Annotated in this window: 16 protein-coding genes; 6 read left to right on the top strand and 10 right to left on the bottom strand. The window is 61.1% G+C overall.

The window, feature by feature from the left end; translation table 11 throughout:
- Nucleotides 1–57: 57 nt before the first annotated feature.
- Complete coding sequence (locus AB4K19_RS18595) at nt 58–1,266, bottom strand: Zn-dependent hydrolase (RefSeq protein WP_375229734.1); 1,209 nt, start codon at nt 1,264–1,266, stop codon at nt 58–60.
- Between the two features lie 76 nt (nt 1,267–1,342).
- On the opposite strand from AB4K19_RS18595, the gene AB4K19_RS18590 reads away from it, so the two are divergent.
- Nucleotides 1,343–1,525 (top strand): hypothetical protein, encoded by a 183-nt coding sequence (locus AB4K19_RS18590; RefSeq protein ID WP_375229733.1) that lies wholly within the window; start codon nt 1,343–1,345, stop codon nt 1,523–1,525.
- A gap of 15 nt (nt 1,526–1,540) precedes the next feature.
- Here the strand turns inward: AB4K19_RS18590 and fdhF are convergent, their stop codons facing one another.
- Nucleotides 1,541–4,303 (bottom strand): formate dehydrogenase subunit alpha, encoded by a 2,763-nt coding sequence (fdhF, locus tag AB4K19_RS18585; RefSeq protein WP_375229732.1) that lies wholly within the window; start codon nt 4,301–4,303, stop codon nt 1,541–1,543.
- A 229-nt stretch (nt 4,304–4,532) separates the two neighbouring features.
- Here fdhF and AB4K19_RS18580 point away from each other — a divergent pair, with 229 nt between their 5' ends.
- From AB4K19_RS18580 to AB4K19_RS18570, 3 genes are read left to right on the top strand one after another with little or no spacing between them, the layout of a single operon-like run.
- Nucleotides 4,533–5,186, top strand: coding sequence for a histidine phosphatase family protein (locus AB4K19_RS18580; protein WP_375229731.1), 654 nt, complete (start codon nt 4,533–4,535; stop codon nt 5,184–5,186).
- A gap of 12 nt (nt 5,187–5,198) precedes the next feature.
- Nucleotides 5,199–5,816 carry a glutathione S-transferase family protein gene (locus AB4K19_RS18575; RefSeq protein WP_375229730.1) on the top strand — a complete coding sequence of 206 codons (618 nt, stop codon included), beginning with the start codon at nt 5,199–5,201 and terminating at the stop codon, nt 5,814–5,816.
- Nucleotides 5,817–5,818: 2 nt separating this feature from the next.
- On the top strand, nt 5,819–6,874 hold the full coding sequence (locus AB4K19_RS18570) for a saccharopine dehydrogenase (protein WP_436398523.1): 1,056 nt from the start codon (nt 5,819–5,821) through the stop codon (nt 6,872–6,874).
- Nucleotides 6,875–6,878: 4 nt separating this feature from the next.
- Here AB4K19_RS18570 and AB4K19_RS18565 read toward each other — a convergent pair whose 3' ends face one another.
- The 5 genes from AB4K19_RS18565 to AB4K19_RS18545 are packed head-to-tail and all read right to left on the bottom strand — an operon-like array spanning nt 6,879 to nt 11,486.
- Complete coding sequence (locus AB4K19_RS18565; RefSeq protein ID WP_375229729.1) at nt 6,879–7,610, bottom strand: SDR family NAD(P)-dependent oxidoreductase; 732 nt, start codon at nt 7,608–7,610, stop codon at nt 6,879–6,881.
- Nucleotides 7,610–8,170, bottom strand: coding sequence for a DUF3833 domain-containing protein (locus AB4K19_RS18560; RefSeq protein WP_375229728.1), 561 nt, complete (start codon nt 8,168–8,170; stop codon nt 7,610–7,612). The genes AB4K19_RS18565 and AB4K19_RS18560 overlap by 1 nt, the downstream gene beginning before the upstream one ends.
- A 3-nt stretch (nt 8,171–8,173) precedes the next feature.
- Nucleotides 8,174–9,403 (bottom strand): MFS transporter, encoded by a 1,230-nt coding sequence (locus AB4K19_RS18555; RefSeq protein WP_436398521.1) that lies wholly within the window; start codon nt 9,401–9,403, stop codon nt 8,174–8,176.
- Nucleotides 9,403–10,161 (bottom strand): DUF1365 domain-containing protein, encoded by a 759-nt coding sequence (locus AB4K19_RS18550; RefSeq protein WP_436398520.1) that lies wholly within the window; start codon nt 10,159–10,161, stop codon nt 9,403–9,405. The genes AB4K19_RS18555 and AB4K19_RS18550 overlap by 1 nt, the downstream gene beginning before the upstream one ends.
- Complete coding sequence (locus tag AB4K19_RS18545; protein ID WP_375229727.1) at nt 10,158–11,486, bottom strand: NAD(P)/FAD-dependent oxidoreductase; 1,329 nt, start codon at nt 11,484–11,486, stop codon at nt 10,158–10,160. Before AB4K19_RS18545 ends, AB4K19_RS18550 begins: the two co-directional genes overlap by 4 nt.
- A 263-nt stretch (nt 11,487–11,749) precedes the next feature.
- Between AB4K19_RS18545 and AB4K19_RS18540 the strand changes: the two genes are divergently transcribed.
- Together AB4K19_RS18540 and AB4K19_RS18535 are read left to right on the top strand one after the other, a co-directional pair.
- Nucleotides 11,750–12,274 carry a sigma-70 family RNA polymerase sigma factor gene (locus AB4K19_RS18540; RefSeq protein ID WP_375230937.1) on the top strand — a complete coding sequence of 175 codons (525 nt, stop codon included), beginning with the start codon at nt 11,750–11,752 and terminating at the stop codon, nt 12,272–12,274.
- 5 nt (nt 12,275–12,279) lie between these two features.
- Nucleotides 12,280–12,930: a ChrR family anti-sigma-E factor gene (locus tag AB4K19_RS18535; protein ID WP_375229726.1), complete on the top strand. Its 651-nt coding sequence runs from the start codon at nt 12,280–12,282 to the stop codon at nt 12,928–12,930.
- 2 nt (nt 12,931–12,932) lie between these two features.
- On the opposite strand, the gene AB4K19_RS18530 is transcribed toward AB4K19_RS18535, so the two are convergent.
- From AB4K19_RS18530 to AB4K19_RS18520, 3 genes are read right to left on the bottom strand one after another with little or no spacing between them, the layout of a single operon-like run.
- Nucleotides 12,933–14,027, bottom strand: coding sequence for a mandelate racemase/muconate lactonizing enzyme family protein (locus AB4K19_RS18530; RefSeq protein ID WP_375229725.1), 1,095 nt, complete (start codon nt 14,025–14,027; stop codon nt 12,933–12,935).
- A 3-nt stretch (nt 14,028–14,030) separates the two neighbouring features.
- Nucleotides 14,031–14,981 (bottom strand): 2-hydroxyacid dehydrogenase, encoded by a 951-nt coding sequence (locus AB4K19_RS18525; RefSeq protein WP_436398518.1) that lies wholly within the window; start codon nt 14,979–14,981, stop codon nt 14,031–14,033.
- A gap of 2 nt (nt 14,982–14,983) precedes the next feature.
- A complete protein-coding gene (locus tag AB4K19_RS18520; RefSeq protein WP_375229723.1) occupies nt 14,984–15,832 on the bottom strand; it encodes a fumarylacetoacetate hydrolase family protein in 849 nt (282 codons plus the stop codon).
- Nucleotides 15,833–15,836 lie beyond the last annotated feature (4 nt).

The raw sequence follows: 15,836 nt of genomic DNA, 5'->3' as shown, positions 1-15,836 counted from the left end.
CGTTCAATTAAAAAATACCGGATCCATCAGATCACAGCGCATTTTTAAAACAATGTGTTAGCCCCGGGTCCCACCAGCGGAATTCCGAACGGCGGCATCCAGCACGCGCAGACCGGCCACCAGATCCACTTCTGCGGTGTCTTCCTCAAAGGCATGACTGATTCCCCCGATCGACGGCACGAAGAGCATCGCGACGGGCATCAGGCGCGAAACATTCGTCGCATCATGCAGCGCGCCTGACGGCATTCTGCGCCAGCGGTCCGGCGCAACTGTTCCGGCGGCCTGTTCCAGTGCGCCACGCAGCGCGCTGTCCATTGCTACAGGATCAAGCCCGAGCAGCCGGCCAAACGACACCTGCATGCCAAGGTCACCGGCGGTGGCCTGCGCGGTGTCACGGATAATCTCTTCCATCCGCGCCAGACGATCCTGATCTGCATCCCGCCATTGCATGGAGAACACGGCGCGGCCGGGCACAATGGACGATGCGTTGGGATGCAGGCTGATATGCCCGATGGTCCAGACTGTCTGCGGTGTGACCACATTGCGGAACCGGTCGTTCAGCGTGGTGTTGAACGCAGACACAGCCTGGAACGCATCCTGGCGCAGGTGCATTGGCGTCGTTCCGGCATGGTTCTGCTGGCCGGTGAAGGTGATATTCATATCGCGGATGCCGACGATGTCCGTGACCACCCCGATCTGTTCGCCTGCTGCGTCAAGCGCCGGGCCCTGCTCGATATGCATCTCGATAAACCCGCGGAACTGCGCAGAATCCACCGGGCCGGTCACCAGATGCCGCATCGTACCGCGCGCCTCTGCCAGCGGCATACCGCTGTGATCCTGCAACCCGTCCGCGTCCGCCTGACTGAGCTGACCGGACCAGACCGCGCTGCCGGTGGTCACGCCAAAACGGCCCTCCTCGTCCTGGAACGAGACGACAGAGACCGGCGGGCCACCGCTTGCCTGTGCGGCCCGCGCAACTTCGAGCGCGGAGATCACCCCCAGCGCTCCGTCGAGCCATCCACCTTCGGGCTGGCTGTCACTGTGCGACCCCAGCAACAGTGACGGCCCGTCCGCAAGACCGAAGAGATTTCCCATTTCATCGCAGGCAACCCGCAGACCAGCATCGCGCATGCGCCCGGCAAGCCATGTGCGGGCGGCAACGTCCGCGTCGGAATAAGCAGGCCGCACAACACCTTTGCCGACACCGCTGGCGCCGAAGCTCCGCAGGTGGTGGAGGTCAGCCAGAAATCTTTCGGGGTTCAGCATATGTACGTCACGGAGCGCAGTTACCGCCAGTTCCTGTCAGCAGAATTGAACCAGAAGAGTGCAGGAGGAACCCGGAATGATCAAATACTATTACCCGGACGGCACACATTGCTACCGCGCACTGCATACCACACACGCCGTTTTCCAGAACGCGGAAGGCAAGCTTATTGCCCGCGCGGAAAGGCCCGACCGGAACGGCATGTACGAATTCGAGATTACCGGCTTCGAACTGGTGGAACCGGGTCAGCTCTGTACATAAGACACCGCGGACCTGCTATTCTGCGGCGACCTGTTTTTCCGCTTTCTCGACCCGCACGGCAGAGAATTTGAACTCAGGGATCTTTCCGAAGGGGTCAATCGCGGAGTTGGTCAGAATGTTCGCCGCCGCCTCGACATAGGCGAACGGTACAAAGACCATATCAGGGGCAACGGCACGGTCCTCGCGCGCCATAATCGTGATGCTGCCCCGTTTTGTCGTCAGGGTGACATGGCCGCCGGGGGCAACCCCAAGTTTGCGCAGCGTAGACGGATGCAGCGAGCAGTTGGCCTCCGGCTCCAGCCCGTCCAGCACAGAGGACCGCCGGGTCATGGACCCGGTATGCCAGTGTTCAAGCTGGCGGCCGGTGGTCATGATCATCGGGTATTCGGCGTCCGGCACATCGTCGGGTGCGATTACCGAGGCAGGTGTAAAGCGCGCACGGCCCTCCGGGCGCGGGAAGCCATCGCCGAAGACAACGGCCTGACCCGGATCTTCAGGCGAGAGCGACGGATAGGTAACGGCCGTACCCTGCAGCCGGTCCCAGGTGATATTGTCGAGACTGCGCATGTTGACCGCCATCTCGGCGAAGACGTCACTGGGGTGCGTGTAGGTCCAGTTGAGCCCACAGCGTTTCGCCAGCTCCGCCTCAATCCACCAGTCTTCGCGCGCCTCGCCCGGCGGTGCCACCGCGGGCCGCACCATCTGCACCTGACGATTGGTGTTGGACACCGTTCCGGACTTTTCATAAAGCGCCGACGCCGGCAGGATCACATCCGCATAGTTCGCGGTTTCCGTGATGAAAATGTCCTGGACGACCAGGTGATCCAGCTTCGCCAGCGCATCGCGGGCGTGTTCGACATCGGGGTCGGACATTGCGGGGTTTTCGCCCAGCACATACATTGCTTTGATATTGCCGGCGTGCACATCGTCCATGATCTCGGTGACCGTCAAACCTTTCTCGTTCGAGAAATCACCGCTGCCCCAGACTTCGGTAAAGGCGGAACGCACACCATCATCGGTGACCGTCTGATAATCCGGCAGGAACATCGGGATCAGGCCCGCGTCCGAAGCCCCCTGCACGTTGTTCTGGCCCCGCAGCGGATGAAGCCCGGTACCGGGCCGCCCGACATGGCCACACATCAGTGCGAGGCTGATCAGGCAGCGGGAATTGTCCGTGCCGTGAATGTGCTGGCTCACACCCATGCCCCAGAAAATCATAGCGGACTTCGCACCCGCAAACTCACGGGCCACCACGCGCAGGGTTTCCGCATCGATGCCGCAGATCTCGCTCATGGCTTCGGGTGAGAAATCCGCAAGATGCTCTTTCTCGGCGTCCCAGTTCTCGGTGTAGGCGCTGATATACTGCTCGTCGTAGAGCCCTTCCTCGACGATCACATGCATGATCGCGTTCAGCATCGAAACATCAGCGCCCGGGCGGAACTGCAGCATATGGCTGGCAAAGCGGCGCAGCGCCTGGCCACGCGGATCCATGACAATGAGTTTACCGCCCCGCTTGGTGAACTGCTTGAAGAACGTCGCGGCGACCGGGTGGTTTTCGATCGGGTTGGCTCCGATCACAATCGCCACATCTGCGTTCTCAATCTCGTTGAACGTCGCGGTGACCGCACCGGAGCCTACGTTCTCCATCAGCGCGGCAACAGAAGAAGCGTGGCACAGGCGGGTGCAGTGATCCACGTTGTTGTGTCCGAACCCCTGCCGGATGAACTTCTGGAAGAGGTAAGCTTCCTCGTTGGTGCATTTGGCAGAACCAAAGCCCGCCACTTCGCGCCCGCGGCCTTTCAGGCCTGCGGCCGCTGCATCCAGCGCCTCGTCCCAGGTTGCTTCGCGGAAATGCGTCTGCCAGTTGTCCGGGTCCACATTCAGCCCCTTTTCCGGCGCATCCTCGCGGCGGATCAGCGGTTTTGTCAGGCGGTGCTGGTGATGAATGTAGTCGTAGCCAAAGCGCCCCTTGACGCAAAGACGCCCCTCGTTTGCGGGCCCGTTGATCCCTTCGACGTATTTAACTTTGCCGTCCTTGACCTTGATCGAAATCTGACAGCCGACACCGCAGAAAGCGCAGACACTCTCGACTTCTTCGTCGTAGTCGCGGCTGTCGCCTGCGCCGGCACCTGGTGTTACCGATGCAGGCATCAGCGCACCCGTCGGGCAGGCCTGCACACATTCACCGCAGGCAACGCAGGTCGACGCCCCCATCGGATCGGCCATATCGAAGGTCGGGTACGCATCATGCCCGCGCCCGGACATACCGATCACATCGTTGACCTGTACCTCGCGGCAGGCACGTACGCAGAGGCCGCACTGGATACAGGCATCGAGATTGACCGACATCGCCACATGGCTGTCGTCGAGCAGCGGAATCCGGCCCTCTTCCAGTTTGGGAAACCGGCTTTCGCTTACGCCGTTCAGCTCGGCCATGTCCCAAAGGTGGCTGGATTTATCGTGGGCTTCGTCCCGTTCGGGCTGGTCCGCGACAAGCATCTCAACAACCATTTTGCGGGCGTTTTCGGCGCGCGCGGAGTTGGTCGTTACAACCATCCCTTCAGAAGGCTCGCGGATGCAGGAGGCTGCAAGCGTACGCTCGCCCTCTATCTCAACCATGCAGGCGCGACAGTTGCCGTCTGGCCGGTACCCCGGAGCTGGCTTGTGGCACAGATGCGGGATCACCAGACCACGCCCGTTCGCCACTTCCCAGATCGTCATGCCGGCTTCCGCCGTCACTTCTTCTCCGTCCAGGGTAAACTTTACACCGTCCGCCATTGCGCACACCTCCAGCCTCGTTGCGGCGAGCATACCGCGCAGGTACAGCCCGCGGGAGGGTCAATCCCGACATATCCGCCCTGAATCCCGGCAGATGTGTTTCCCATGCGAAATCCGCGACACAAATGCGCCCCGCGCGACCCGACCGGCGGAAACAGCCGGGCACGGGCCGGAACACCTTTTCAGCCGCCGGTCTCTCCCCTACTAAGGAGGCAAAACACAGGTATTCATGTCCCAGATCACACTGATACGTCACGGCCAGGCCAATTCCGGTGCCACGGATGAGGCGAGTTACGACCGGCTCAGCCCGCTCGGCCACCAGCAGGCGGCCTGGCTGGGCGATCATATGCGGCGCCACCAGCAGCACCATGTGCGGCTCTATACGGGAACGCTCCGGCGGCATGTCGAGACGGCGACCTCTATGGATACCGGGCTGGAGGCAGTGCGTGATCCGCGGCTGAATGAACTGGAATACCTGACCCTTGCGAGCGCAATGGAGAAGGAGCATGGCGTCCCGTTTCCCATGGATCAGGCCGCGTTCACCGCTCATCTGCCACAGCTCTTCACGGCCTGGCAGAACGATGAAATCAGCGCGGCACCGGAGCGGTTTGCCGATTTTGAAAACAGGGTCGGGACAGCCCTGGCCGAGATCGCTGCGGGCGACGGTCCCGCCCTGGTGGTCACGTCCGGGGGACTGATCTCGATGGTTATGCGCCAGGTGCTCGGGCTTGATGTGGGGGCCATGGCGCATATGGCGCTGGCCATTTACAACACCTCCCAGCACCAGCTTTTTCCCATTGGCGGCAGGCTCTCGCCGGTGATGTTCAATGCCATTCCTCATCTGGAAGACCCCGGGCGCCATCATGCCCGCACCCACGTTTGAAAGGATCTGACCATGCGTCTGTGGTACGCCCCCCGAACCATCTCTGTCGCCGCCGCAATTGCGCTCAAAGAAGCCGGCCTCGCGCACGAACTGGTCCCGGTCGACACGGCAGGGGGCGAGCAGCATTCTGAAAGCTATCTGAAGCTTAATCCCAAAGGCCGCGTGCCGCTTCTTGCAACAGACAATGGCACGCTGCTCACAGAAACCGGCGCTATTCTGGAATATATCGCGGCCTGCGCGCCCGATGCCGGTCTGGTCCCGGCGGATCCGGTTGCCGCCGCTCAGATGCGCAGCGTGATGTATTACATGGCCTCCACCATGCACGTGAATCACGCCCACAACCGGCGGGGACACAGATGGGCGCGCAAGCCCGAAAGCTTTGCCGATATGACGGCAATGGTGCCGGAAACAATGGCCGCCAGCGCGGCATTCTTCCAGAAAGACTGCCTGCAGGGTGACTGGGTCCTGGGTGATACTTTCTCGCTGGCGGATGTCTACGCCTTTGTCGTCTGCAGCTGGCTGGAAAGCGATGGTGTTTCGCTTGATGACTTTCCGGGTATCGCTGCGTTCATCGAACGGATGAGGTCACGCGCTTCTGTCCAGGCCGTTGCCGACAAAGGGCTGATCTGATCATGACGCATCTGTGGGTCCGTGCGGAACAGCGGGACAATGAAACCCGGGTCGGCGTAACACCGGCCGGTGTCGAAAAGCTCCTGCGTGCCGGTCTGAAAGTCACAGTCGAGCGCAGCCCGTCGAGGGTCATCCCTGATGACGCCTACGCTCAGACCGGGTGCGACATGGCAGAGACCAGCAGCTGGCCCGACGCCCCCGCCGATGCGGTGGTGTTCGGCCTCAAGGAACTGCCCGACGATGGCTCCCCCCTGCCACACCGGCACATTATGTTCGGCCATGCTTTCAAGGGACAGCCTGCAGGGCTGCGCCTGCTCCGGCGGTTCAAAGCGGGTGGTGGCACCCTGCTGGACCTGGAATACCTGACGGACGACAAGGGCGCGCGCGTTGCCGCTTTCGGATACTGGGCGGGCTACGCGGGCGCTGCCGTTGCGCTGAAGTGCTGGGCTGCGCAGAAAAAGGGGGGCTCTGCCGGCCCGGTGGGCGCATACGACAGTTCAACCCATCTGTTGTCCGAATTGCAGGCGGACCTGATCTCCACCGGGACGCACCGCCCCGACGCGCTGATCATCGGCGCGCTGGGACGTGTCGGACAGGGTGCTGCCGATCTCTGCACAGCCATGGGCGTTGCCTGTACCCGCTGGGACATGGCCGAAACGGCGCATGGCGGGCCGTTCCCGGAAGTTCTGGCGCATGACATCTTTTTCAACTGCATTCTGGCGCGTCCCGGCACGCCGGTTTTCGTCCCGGAAACCGCGCTGGATGCGCCGCGCAGGCTGAGTGTCATCGGTGATATCGCCTGCGACCCTGACAGCGATTTTTCACCGGTCCGGGTTTATGACCGCACGACAACCTGGGAAAACCCCGCGCTGAGGGTTTGCGATGATCCGGTGCTGGATGTGACGGCAATTGATAACCTGCCCTCGATGCTGCCGCGCGAGAGCAGCGAGGATTATGCCGAACAGCTGCTGCCTGCACTGCTGACCCTGGGTGATGCGGATGATCCTGTCTGGACCCGTGCCGCCGCCACGTACAACGCGCACGCGGCGCGGCTCTGAGGCGTCAGGAGAAAATCCTGAAATACAGCCAGTCCGGCAACAGCTGGCTGCCCCGGAACAGCCACGAAAAGAGGCGCGGGTAACTCAGCTTGAAACGCTGGGTCTGCATGTGGCGGAACATGTAGTCCGCCGCCTCTTCAGGCGTCATCAGAAAGGGCATTCTGAAGCTGTTTTTGTCCGTCAGGCGCGTCTTGATGAAGCCGGGATTGGCCACCTGGACCTGAACACCGGTTTTGCGCAGATCGGCATACATGCATTCCGCCAGCGACATCGTCCCGGCCTTGGAGGCGGTATAACCAATGGAACCCGGCAGGCCACGGAAACCCGAAAGACTGCCCGTGATGACGATATGACCACTGTCGCGCGCGACCATGGCCGGGACCACCTGGCCCATCACCCGCATCAGCCCGGTAAAGTTGATGTCCGCCATTGCGGTCGCCTTTTCGGCATCCCACTCTGCGGCGCTGAACGGCCAGTAGACACCCGCGAGGAACACGACACCGTCGATGTCGCCCACCGCCTCGGCGGCTGCTGCAACGCTTGCGTCATCCGAGACATCTACCGTCTGAAATGACCCCTCGCCCGGCAGGTCATCCACCAGCGCTTTCAGGCTGTCCTCGGACCGGGCGGAGACAATCACATGCGCGCCTGCCGCGCTCATACGGCGCGCCAGTGCCGCACCGAGCCCGTCGCTGGCGCCCACCAGCCAGTAGCGTTTGTCCTGAAGGTCGCGCATCAGGCCTCCCGGGGACGCATCGTCGCCACCAGTTCAGCAACCTTGATCCCGAATTTACGGAACTGGGACCGGTTCATGATGGTGCCGTTCGGGGTCAGATACATCCAGTCCACGGTGTTCAGGACGTGCCCGCCCGAATTCTCCGGCAAGCGGATGTTGTAGCGCAGCAGAACGGTCGACCCTGACTGCCGGCCGCGCCCCTCTCCGACCACGTCCGGCGCGGTTGCGGCGATCGCCCCGTCCGGGCGCAGTTCGAGATGCCATTCGCGGTTCTGAACACTGCCGTCATCATAGACAAACCGCTCTTTCATCAGCCCCCGATCGCCCTCCCAGGAGGCATCGAAATCCGCGACAAAGCGGCTGCTGACACGTCCCAGCGGGCCGTAAATCACGCCTTCACAGACGATCGGTCCGTTCAGGTGCTGGCGGATGTCAAAGGTCGGGTGGTCATCTTCATAGTCTTCCGGTCTCTGCGCGGCGAAACCGGCGAACAGGTCCTTGAGCCAGAACAGGGCCAGCGCCAGCAGGGCACCAGTGAGGATATAGATCCAGACGGTCATTTCTCAGGCCTCTTTCAGGTTGGTCACAGACAACAGAAGTATGGCGACCAGTTTCAGAACACAGGGCACAGCGGCATACAGAAACGTGAGCAGCGCCAGCGCCTCGGGTGGATTGTCGGTTGCACCACTCCGGAAACCTGCGTTTTCCAGAAGCGGCAAAAGGGATACGGCGGCAAACGCCAGGGTCAGTTTGGACACGAACGACCACAGCCCGAACCCCTCGGATGCAGAGGGTGAGATATGGGCCATCCGGGTGGCAAAAATGGCAGGCAGCAGGGTCAGGTCCGCACCAAGTGCCGCGCCGGACGCGACGCAGATCACGGCAAAGAGCACCCAGTCGCCCGGACCCAGCGTGAGCGCGGACCCGAACGAAATGATCGCGAGCACCATAGCCAGCAGCAACACGTCGCGGGCACCGATGCGTTCAGCCAGAGCCCCCCAGAGTGGTGCTGCCAGTGCAGCGCACAAAAAGAAAATGAGCAGCAGCGGCCCTTCGAAACCCGGCGCTTCCAGCCGGCTTTCCACAAAGAACAGGAAGAGTGTCGAACTGACTGCAACGGGGGCGGCATTGACGAGAGCAATCAGCAGCAGGCGCCGCGCCAGCGGATCCGCGAGCACAGCACCAAACCCTGTCGACTGACCAAGGCCCGCAGTGCTCCACTCATTTCGCATCAGAAACCAGGCCACCACGGCCAGCAGGGCAAACCCGATGGCAAAACCGGCAAAGGGGGCCGGGAAGACTGCGCCAAGTGCCACCGGTGCGACCGCCGCTACACAGACGCCAACCAGCGCACCGCTTTCACGCCAGCGGGCCAGACGCAGATGCCCCTGCCCTTTCATCGCGGTACCTTTGACCACGCCCTGCGCGTAAAAATTGATGGTCAGAAAGCTGAACGCGGAAAATACCAGCGTCAGACACAGGCCGAACCAGACAAGCGCCGGCATCATCGGCGGCACCGCAAAAAGCAGAATCATTGCCCCCGCGATCACCGCGCAGCCACCCGCGACAGCCACACCGCGCCGGTCTCGCAGGAACTCGGAGAGCCGGCCCAGAAGCGGGTCCTGGACCACATCAAGTAGCCTCAGTCCGAATAGAACGGCCCCCAGCGCGGCCAGGGACACGCCGTATTCGTCCACGTAGAACTTTGGTGCGTGGATATAGATCGGCAGACCTGCGGCTGACAGAAGAGCCGCAAAGACCGAATAAGCGGGGAGTCGTTCGGCGGTCTGCATTATCGCGAGACCTCCTTGTCGGGCGGCTCAGGGCGGGCGCGGTAAAGAGCACCGCGCAGCCAGAGTTTCAGCGCCTGCCAGTGAATAAGGGCCAGCACCCGGCGTGAACCGAACGGGCGGCGCAGCGCAGAGGCGAGGATGATCCGGTTGCTCAGACTGCGCCGCTTGCCTGTCAGGGTCGCGATCAGCCCGCCATCCGGACGGGCATAGTCGATCCAGATACCGATGCGTTCGGCGGTGATGTCAAAACGGAAGGTGTATCCCCCCTCGACTGGCTGAAATGGTGACACGTGGAATATCTTGCGGGCCTTCAGCGTGTCAGAGGGTTTGATTTCGCTGAGATCGCTGTGATGACACAGATAACTGTGCCGGTCGCCAAAGGTGTTGCTGACCTCGGCAATCACCGTGATCAGCGCGCCGTCAGACGCACGGCACAGCCAGAAACTGACCGGGTTGAAGACATGACCCAGCAGACGCGGCTGTGCCAGAAGCTCAATTGTAGCGACGCCGGTGATCTGGTGCTGTTGCAGCACATCACGCACCCAGGTGGCCCCGCGGCCCAGACCCGGCGCGCCGCCATGGTCGCGGTCCTGCAGCGACGTCAGCCCCCGGCGGTTTCTGCCAAAAAGCCAGGGCGTGCGCACCTTTGCCTCAGCATCCAGCAGCACATAGTCCACCGAGTAACGGAAGGCGTTGGCGACCGCCCCCTTGCGACCGTGGTAGGTCAGGCCCGCGATATGATCCACGGTTTCGGTCATTCGGCGGCAAGCCTCGCATAGTTCTGAGCGCGGAGCGCGCGCACGACATCAACCGCGCTGGACAGACCGTCCTCGTGAAAACCGTTTTTCATCCAGGCCCCACAGAACCAGGTGTTGTGCGCTCCGTTAAACGCACGCACTTTTTCCTGTGCTGCGAGGGCGGCCAGATCGTAGACCGGATGGCGCAGGGTCACCTGATCATAAATCAGCTCCTCACGGATTGTCCGCTTGGTGTTCAGGGTGACGAAATGCGGATCATCCTGAGGAATCGGCTGAAGCGAATTCATCCAGTAGGTCAGGTCAATCCGGTCAGACTGTGCATCGCGGTCCTCGGTGTAGACCCAGCTGGCCCAGGTCTTGCGGCGCTTTGGCATAATGTCCGTATCCGCATGCAGCACGATATCGTTCGGCTGGTAGGCAACCGCGCCCAGCGCCTGCTGCTCGTCCGGTGTTGCATCTGCAAGCAGACGCAGCGTGTCATCCGAATGAGTTCCGAAGATCACATGATCGTAAATCTCGGCTTCGCCGCCTGCGGCACGCACCGAGATCTGGCCCCCGATCCGCGAAACGGCTTCAACCGGCGCGCCCGTGCGAAGGCGGACACCGCGATCACAGATCGCAGCCTCAAGGCGGCGGACATATTCGGTTGAACCACCATCGACCGTGTACCACTGGTGCTGCCCGGTCGTGTTGAGCAGCGCGTGGTTCTCAAAAAAGCGGATCATGGCGTGTGCCGGGAAATCCATGATCTTTTCGGTCGGTGTGGACCAGATCGCCCCTGACAGCGGCAGAAGGTAGTAGTCCCGGAACCAGTCACCTGTTCCCAGCTTTGCCAGAAAATCGCGCAGTGTCAGGGACTGATCTGCGGATACCTCCAGCGCGTTTTTGTTGAAATGGAAGATGTCGCGCACCATGCGCAGAAACGCCGGGGTTACCGCATTGCGGCGCTGTGCGAAAAGCGCATCCAGGCTGGTCAGCGCATATTCAAGCGCGCCACCGTTGATAGACGCGCCAAAGCTCATATTGGATTTGACCACCGGCACGTCGAGCTGGTCAAACAGCGCGCTCATGTAGGGGTAGTTAGCATAGTTGAAAACGATAAACCCCGTGTCCACGGGCTGGTCGCCGTTTTTGCCTGCCATGACCGTGCGGGCATGTCCGCCCAGCCGTGGCTCGGCCTCATAAAGTGTTACATGATGGTCACGCCCGAGCATAAAAGCTGCGCCCATGCCAGTGATGCCGCCACCGATGATGGCGATCTTCTGAGGCTGGCCTGCGGGTGATGTGTCGGGAATGTCGCCTGTTGTCAGGGCTTCAAAGGGCATAAGGTCTTGATCCGCTCGGGTAGTTGATCTGTCTTAACTAGTGTTATCTACGGGATCGTCCCGTAAATGGATTTACGGAAGCGCATAAACTTTTTTTTGATCCGGTTGTGCACCTGCAGCGTAGAGAGGATATGTTCGAAAGTGTGGATGTGGGAAAACATGACGGAAACGTGTCGCGCGTTGCGCGTCCTCCAGTGTTTTTGCGCGGGAAAAGTAACGGTTCAGGACGGTCGAAAGTGACGGCGGGTGACAATCCGGCCCGGATGGTCTGGGTCTCTCATATGGTCCGGATCCGGGACAACAAGGACCGTCAGGCTTTTGCCGAGCTGTTTGACCATTTCGCACCGCGGGTAAAAGGCTTCCTGATGCGCTCTGGCGCGGATCCGTCGCTGGCGGAGGAATGCACACAGGATGTGATGGCCGCTCTCTGGCACAAGTCGCATCAGTTTGACCCCGCACGGGCATCCGTGGCGACGTGGATTTTCACGATCGCGCGGAACAGAAAGATAGACATTCTGCGCCGCCAGCGCAGACCCGAGCCGGAGGACCTTGCATGGGGTCCCGAGGCAGAGCCGGATCAGGAAGACGTCCTGAACCTGCAGCAGGAAAGCCAAATACTCGGCGCCGCCCTGGCGGAACTGCCCGAGGCCCAACGGGAACTGATAGAAAAGGCGTATTTCGGGGATCTGACCCACAGCGAAATCGCCGCTGAAACCGGTCTGCCGCTTGGCACGATCAAATCGAGAATACGGTTGGCGCTGGAACGCCTGCGCCATGTAATGAAGTGAAAGCAATGAGTAACAGTATCAACCATCACCTGAACGATGCCATCCTTATGGCATATGCTGCCGGAACGCTGCCGGAAGCGTTCAACCTGATTGTCGCATCGCACCTGTCCATGTGCGACGTGTGCCGCGCCGCCTCGGAAAGCTTCGATGCACTGGGCGGCGAAATCCTGGACCAGTCCGCAGCACCGGACCTGTCGGATGACAGTCTTGCCGCGACACTGGCGCTGATCGACGGTGGCCCTGTTGAGCAGATCCGTGCGCCGAAAACTGCGAAGGCTGTGCTGCCACAGCCCTTGCAGGACTATGTCGGCGGTGATCTTGACGCAATAAAGTGGAAGCCTGTGGGCATGGGCGTGAAACAGGCGATCCTGCCCACCTCGCGCGAAGCCACCGCTCGTCTGCTGTTCATCCCTGCCGGTGCGGCGATGCCGGATCACGGGCATCAGGGCACTGAAATGACCATGGTGCTGCAGGGCGCGTTTCAGGACGATGACGGCTACTTCGCACGGGGCGATGTCGAGATTGCCGACAGCGACCTGCATCACACGCCGGTAGCGGATATCCATGAGGATTGCATCTGCCTTGCCGTGACAGATGCACCGCTGCGGTTTGACAGCTTTATCCCGAGAATAGCGCAGCGTTTCCTGCGCATCTGAGTTTACAGATTGATTTCAAAAGGTTCGAGGCGTGACCAGTCAAAGGTCACGCCTGTACCCGGTTCATCAGACGCCACGGCGCGCCTGTTTTCCACGACCAGCGGCCGCGTCGTATAGCGGTCTATCGGAAAGCTGTGCACCTCAATCCAGCCGGCGTTTTCCCGGGCTGAGACAAGACCTACGTGCAGTTCCTGCATGCCGTGGCTGCACACGGGCACGCCTGCCGTCAGTGACAGCTCCGCGACCTGAAGCCAGCCTGTGACGCCGCCGCAGTTCGAGGCATCCGGCTGTATGAACCCGAGTTCAGACTGCGCCAGCGCCATTTCGAACTCATGGATGGTGTGAAGGTTCTCGCCCTGGGCCACAGCCATCCCGGTCGCGCGCGTGATTGCGGCATACCCCGGATAGTCGTCCGGAATGATCGGCTCTTCAAACCACAGGATATTCTGATCAGATACAGCGTTCGCGAGAGTGATGGCCTCGTCCACCGTCAATGAATAATTGGCATCGATCATAAACGCCGGTTCCGGCCCGATGTGAGCACGGACCGCGCGGATTCTGTCGATGTCTTCCTGCAGATCCGGCTGGCCGATCTTGATCTTTACCCCACCAAGGCCCGCATCCAGATACCCCTGCACATGGCTGAGCAGTTTGGGCAGCGGAAAGGCCAGATCAATCCCGCCACCGTAGGCATCACAGGTTCTGCCAGCGCCACCAGCCATCTGCCACAGCGCCTTGCCCGAGGCTTTGCCACGCAGGTCCCAGAGCGCGATATCCACCGCAGAGATTGCAAAGCTCAGAATGCCGCCGCGCCCGACGTAATGCATATGCCACTGCATCGCGTCATAGAGGGCCTCAACGTCCCCCGCATCCTGCCCCACCAGAAACGGCGCCAGATCATGGGTGATCATGGCAGCGGTCGCATGACCGCCGCGCCCGCCGTTATAGGTATAGCCAGTGCCCTGGCGACCGTCTTTCAGCGTGACGGTCGCTGTGATCAGATGAAAGTGACTGTGCGAGCCATGTTTGGCGTCGACCAGCACCTCATCCAGCGGCACGTTAAAAAGACGGGCTTCAACCGATGCAATCTCTGACACCGGTCACATGTCCGCGCATTCCGGCACCGGGCTGATGACCGTGCCGTCTTCGAGGTGCTGGAGCAGGTTGTCCACTGTCAGCGCGCCCATCGCATCCCGCGTCTCATGCGTTGCACTGCCAACGTGCGGCAGCAGCACAACATTCGCCAGGCCGCGCAGCGCCTCCGGGACCTTTGGTTCCGCTTCAAAAACGTCGAGACCTGCCCAGCCCAGACGGCCGTCCTGCAGCGCAGAGATCATCTCCGGCTCGTCGATGACCGACCCGCGCGAGACGTTGATCAGCGTGCCCTGTGGTCCCAGCGCTTCGATCACATCACGGTTCACGATGCGGTTCGTGGACGGGCCGCCCGGCGTGATGCAGATCAGGCAATCCACATCGCGCGCCATCTCTGTCAGATCGCCGTAATACTTATACGGCACGTCCTTGGCGCTGCGGGAGTGATAGACCACCGTGGTTCCGAACGGCGCAAGTTTGTCAGCGATGGCCTGACCAATCCGGCCAAGTCCCAGAATGCCGACAGTCTGATTGTCCACAGAGCGGGTCAGCGGCGCATTGCCTTTGGCTTCCCAGTTGCCGGAGCGTACCCATGCGTCATCGCGCAGCAATTCGCGGTAACAGGCCATCATCAGCATCACTGCTGTGGTCGCCACCTCGGCGTTCAGAACGTTTGGCGTATGGGTAACCACCACACCTTTTTCGCGGGCTGCGTTTGTGTCGATGGCGTCATAGCCCACACCATAACAGCTGATCGCTTTGAGGTTGGGCATCGCAGCCATGTATTCGGGTTTCACACCGTCATGGCCGTTTGTAGCGACATAACCAACGGACGCACCGTTCTCGTTCAGCCACGCCTGGGGGTCATCCATTTCGGACGCCCTGTGGAGGGTGAATTTCGCCCCAAGGCGTTCCAGCATTACCGGTGTGGCGCTTCCGATCATGAAAAGATCAGCCATGTTTATTCGTCCTCTTTAACGTTCTGACACTGTTTGCCGAGACCACTGATCTCAAGTTCCATCACATCCCCACCTTTCAGGTACTGCGGGTCTGGCTTCATGCCATCGCCCACGCCCGGCGGGGTACCCGTGCTGATCACGTCGCCCGGATGCAGGGTGAACAGATGGCTCAGGTGTTCAATGATCTCGGCCACGGTGAAAATCATGGTCGAGGTATTGCCTGTCTGCATAACATTGCCGTTCAGCTTCAGGGACATATCCAGCGCCTGGGGATCCGGCACTTCGTCCTTTGTTACCATCCACGGCCCGGTGGGGCCGAACGTGTCGCAGGATTTGCCCTTGGTCCAGGTGCCGGTCAGCTGCGTCTGGAAATGCCGCTCACTGACATCGTTGCAGACGCAGTAGCCCGCGACGTAATCCAGCGCATCTTCTTTGCTGACATATTTCGCAGCTTTGCCGATCACAACACCCAGCTCGATTTCCCAGTCGGACCGCTTTGACCCCCGGGGCAGGACAACATCATCATCGGGACCGACGATCGCGGAGTTTGCTTTCATGAACAGGATGGGATGCTCCGGGATCGGCAGGCCCTGCTCTTCGGCATGGTCGCGGTAGTTCAGACCGATGCACATGAACTTGCCGATATCACCCACGCAGGGGCCCATCCGTGGCGACCCGTCAACAACCGGCAGGCTCGCAGGATCAATCGCGCGCATTTTGTCCAGGCCAGCGTCTGACAACACCTCGCCGTTGATATCGTCCACATGAGCCGACAGATCCCGCAGTGCGCCGTCTGCGTCCAGCATTCCGGGTTTTTCGGCGCCGGGCGCGCCGTAACGTACAAGTTTCATGATA

It is taken from the genome of Roseobacter phycocola (genome assembly GCF_042055075.2).
Taxonomy (GTDB): domain Bacteria; phylum Pseudomonadota; class Alphaproteobacteria; order Rhodobacterales; family Rhodobacteraceae; genus Roseobacter.
Note: the sequence above shows the minus strand (reverse complement) of the source record. Positions and strands in the feature narration are given on the sequence as shown.

Coding starts and splice junctions, on each gene's coding strand:
- AB4K19_RS18595 (WP_375229734.1), bottom strand. CDS start 1,266: ATGCTGAACCCCGAAAGATTTCTGGCTGACCTCCACCACCTGCGGAGC.
- AB4K19_RS18590 (WP_375229733.1), top strand. CDS start 1,343: ATGATCAAATACTATTACCCGGACGGCACACATTGCTACCGCGCACTG.
- fdhF (WP_375229732.1), bottom strand. CDS start 4,303: ATGGCGGACGGTGTAAAGTTTACCCTGGACGGAGAAGAAGTGACGGCG.
- AB4K19_RS18580 (WP_375229731.1), top strand. CDS start 4,533: ATGTCCCAGATCACACTGATACGTCACGGCCAGGCCAATTCCGGTGCC.
- AB4K19_RS18575 (WP_375229730.1), top strand. CDS start 5,199: ATGCGTCTGTGGTACGCCCCCCGAACCATCTCTGTCGCCGCCGCAATT.
- AB4K19_RS18570 (WP_436398523.1), top strand. CDS start 5,819: ATGACGCATCTGTGGGTCCGTGCGGAACAGCGGGACAATGAAACCCGG.
- AB4K19_RS18565 (WP_375229729.1), bottom strand. CDS start 7,610: ATGCGCGACCTTCAGGACAAACGCTACTGGCTGGTGGGCGCCAGCGAC.
- AB4K19_RS18560 (WP_375229728.1), bottom strand. CDS start 8,170: ATGACCGTCTGGATCTATATCCTCACTGGTGCCCTGCTGGCGCTGGCC.
- AB4K19_RS18555 (WP_436398521.1), bottom strand. CDS start 9,403: ATGCAGACCGCCGAACGACTCCCCGCTTATTCGGTCTTTGCGGCTCTT.
- AB4K19_RS18550 (WP_436398520.1), bottom strand. CDS start 10,161: ATGACCGAAACCGTGGATCATATCGCGGGCCTGACCTACCACGGTCGC.
- AB4K19_RS18545 (WP_375229727.1), bottom strand. CDS start 11,486: ATGCCCTTTGAAGCCCTGACAACAGGCGACATTCCCGACACATCACCC.
- AB4K19_RS18540 (WP_375230937.1), top strand. CDS start 11,750: ATGGTCTGGGTCTCTCATATGGTCCGGATCCGGGACAACAAGGACCGT.
- AB4K19_RS18535 (WP_375229726.1), top strand. CDS start 12,280: ATGAGTAACAGTATCAACCATCACCTGAACGATGCCATCCTTATGGCA.
- AB4K19_RS18525 (WP_436398518.1), bottom strand. CDS start 14,981: ATGGCTGATCTTTTCATGATCGGAAGCGCCACACCGGTAATGCTGGAA.
- AB4K19_RS18520 (WP_375229723.1), bottom strand. CDS start 15,832: ATGAAACTTGTACGTTACGGCGCGCCCGGCGCCGAAAAACCCGGAATG.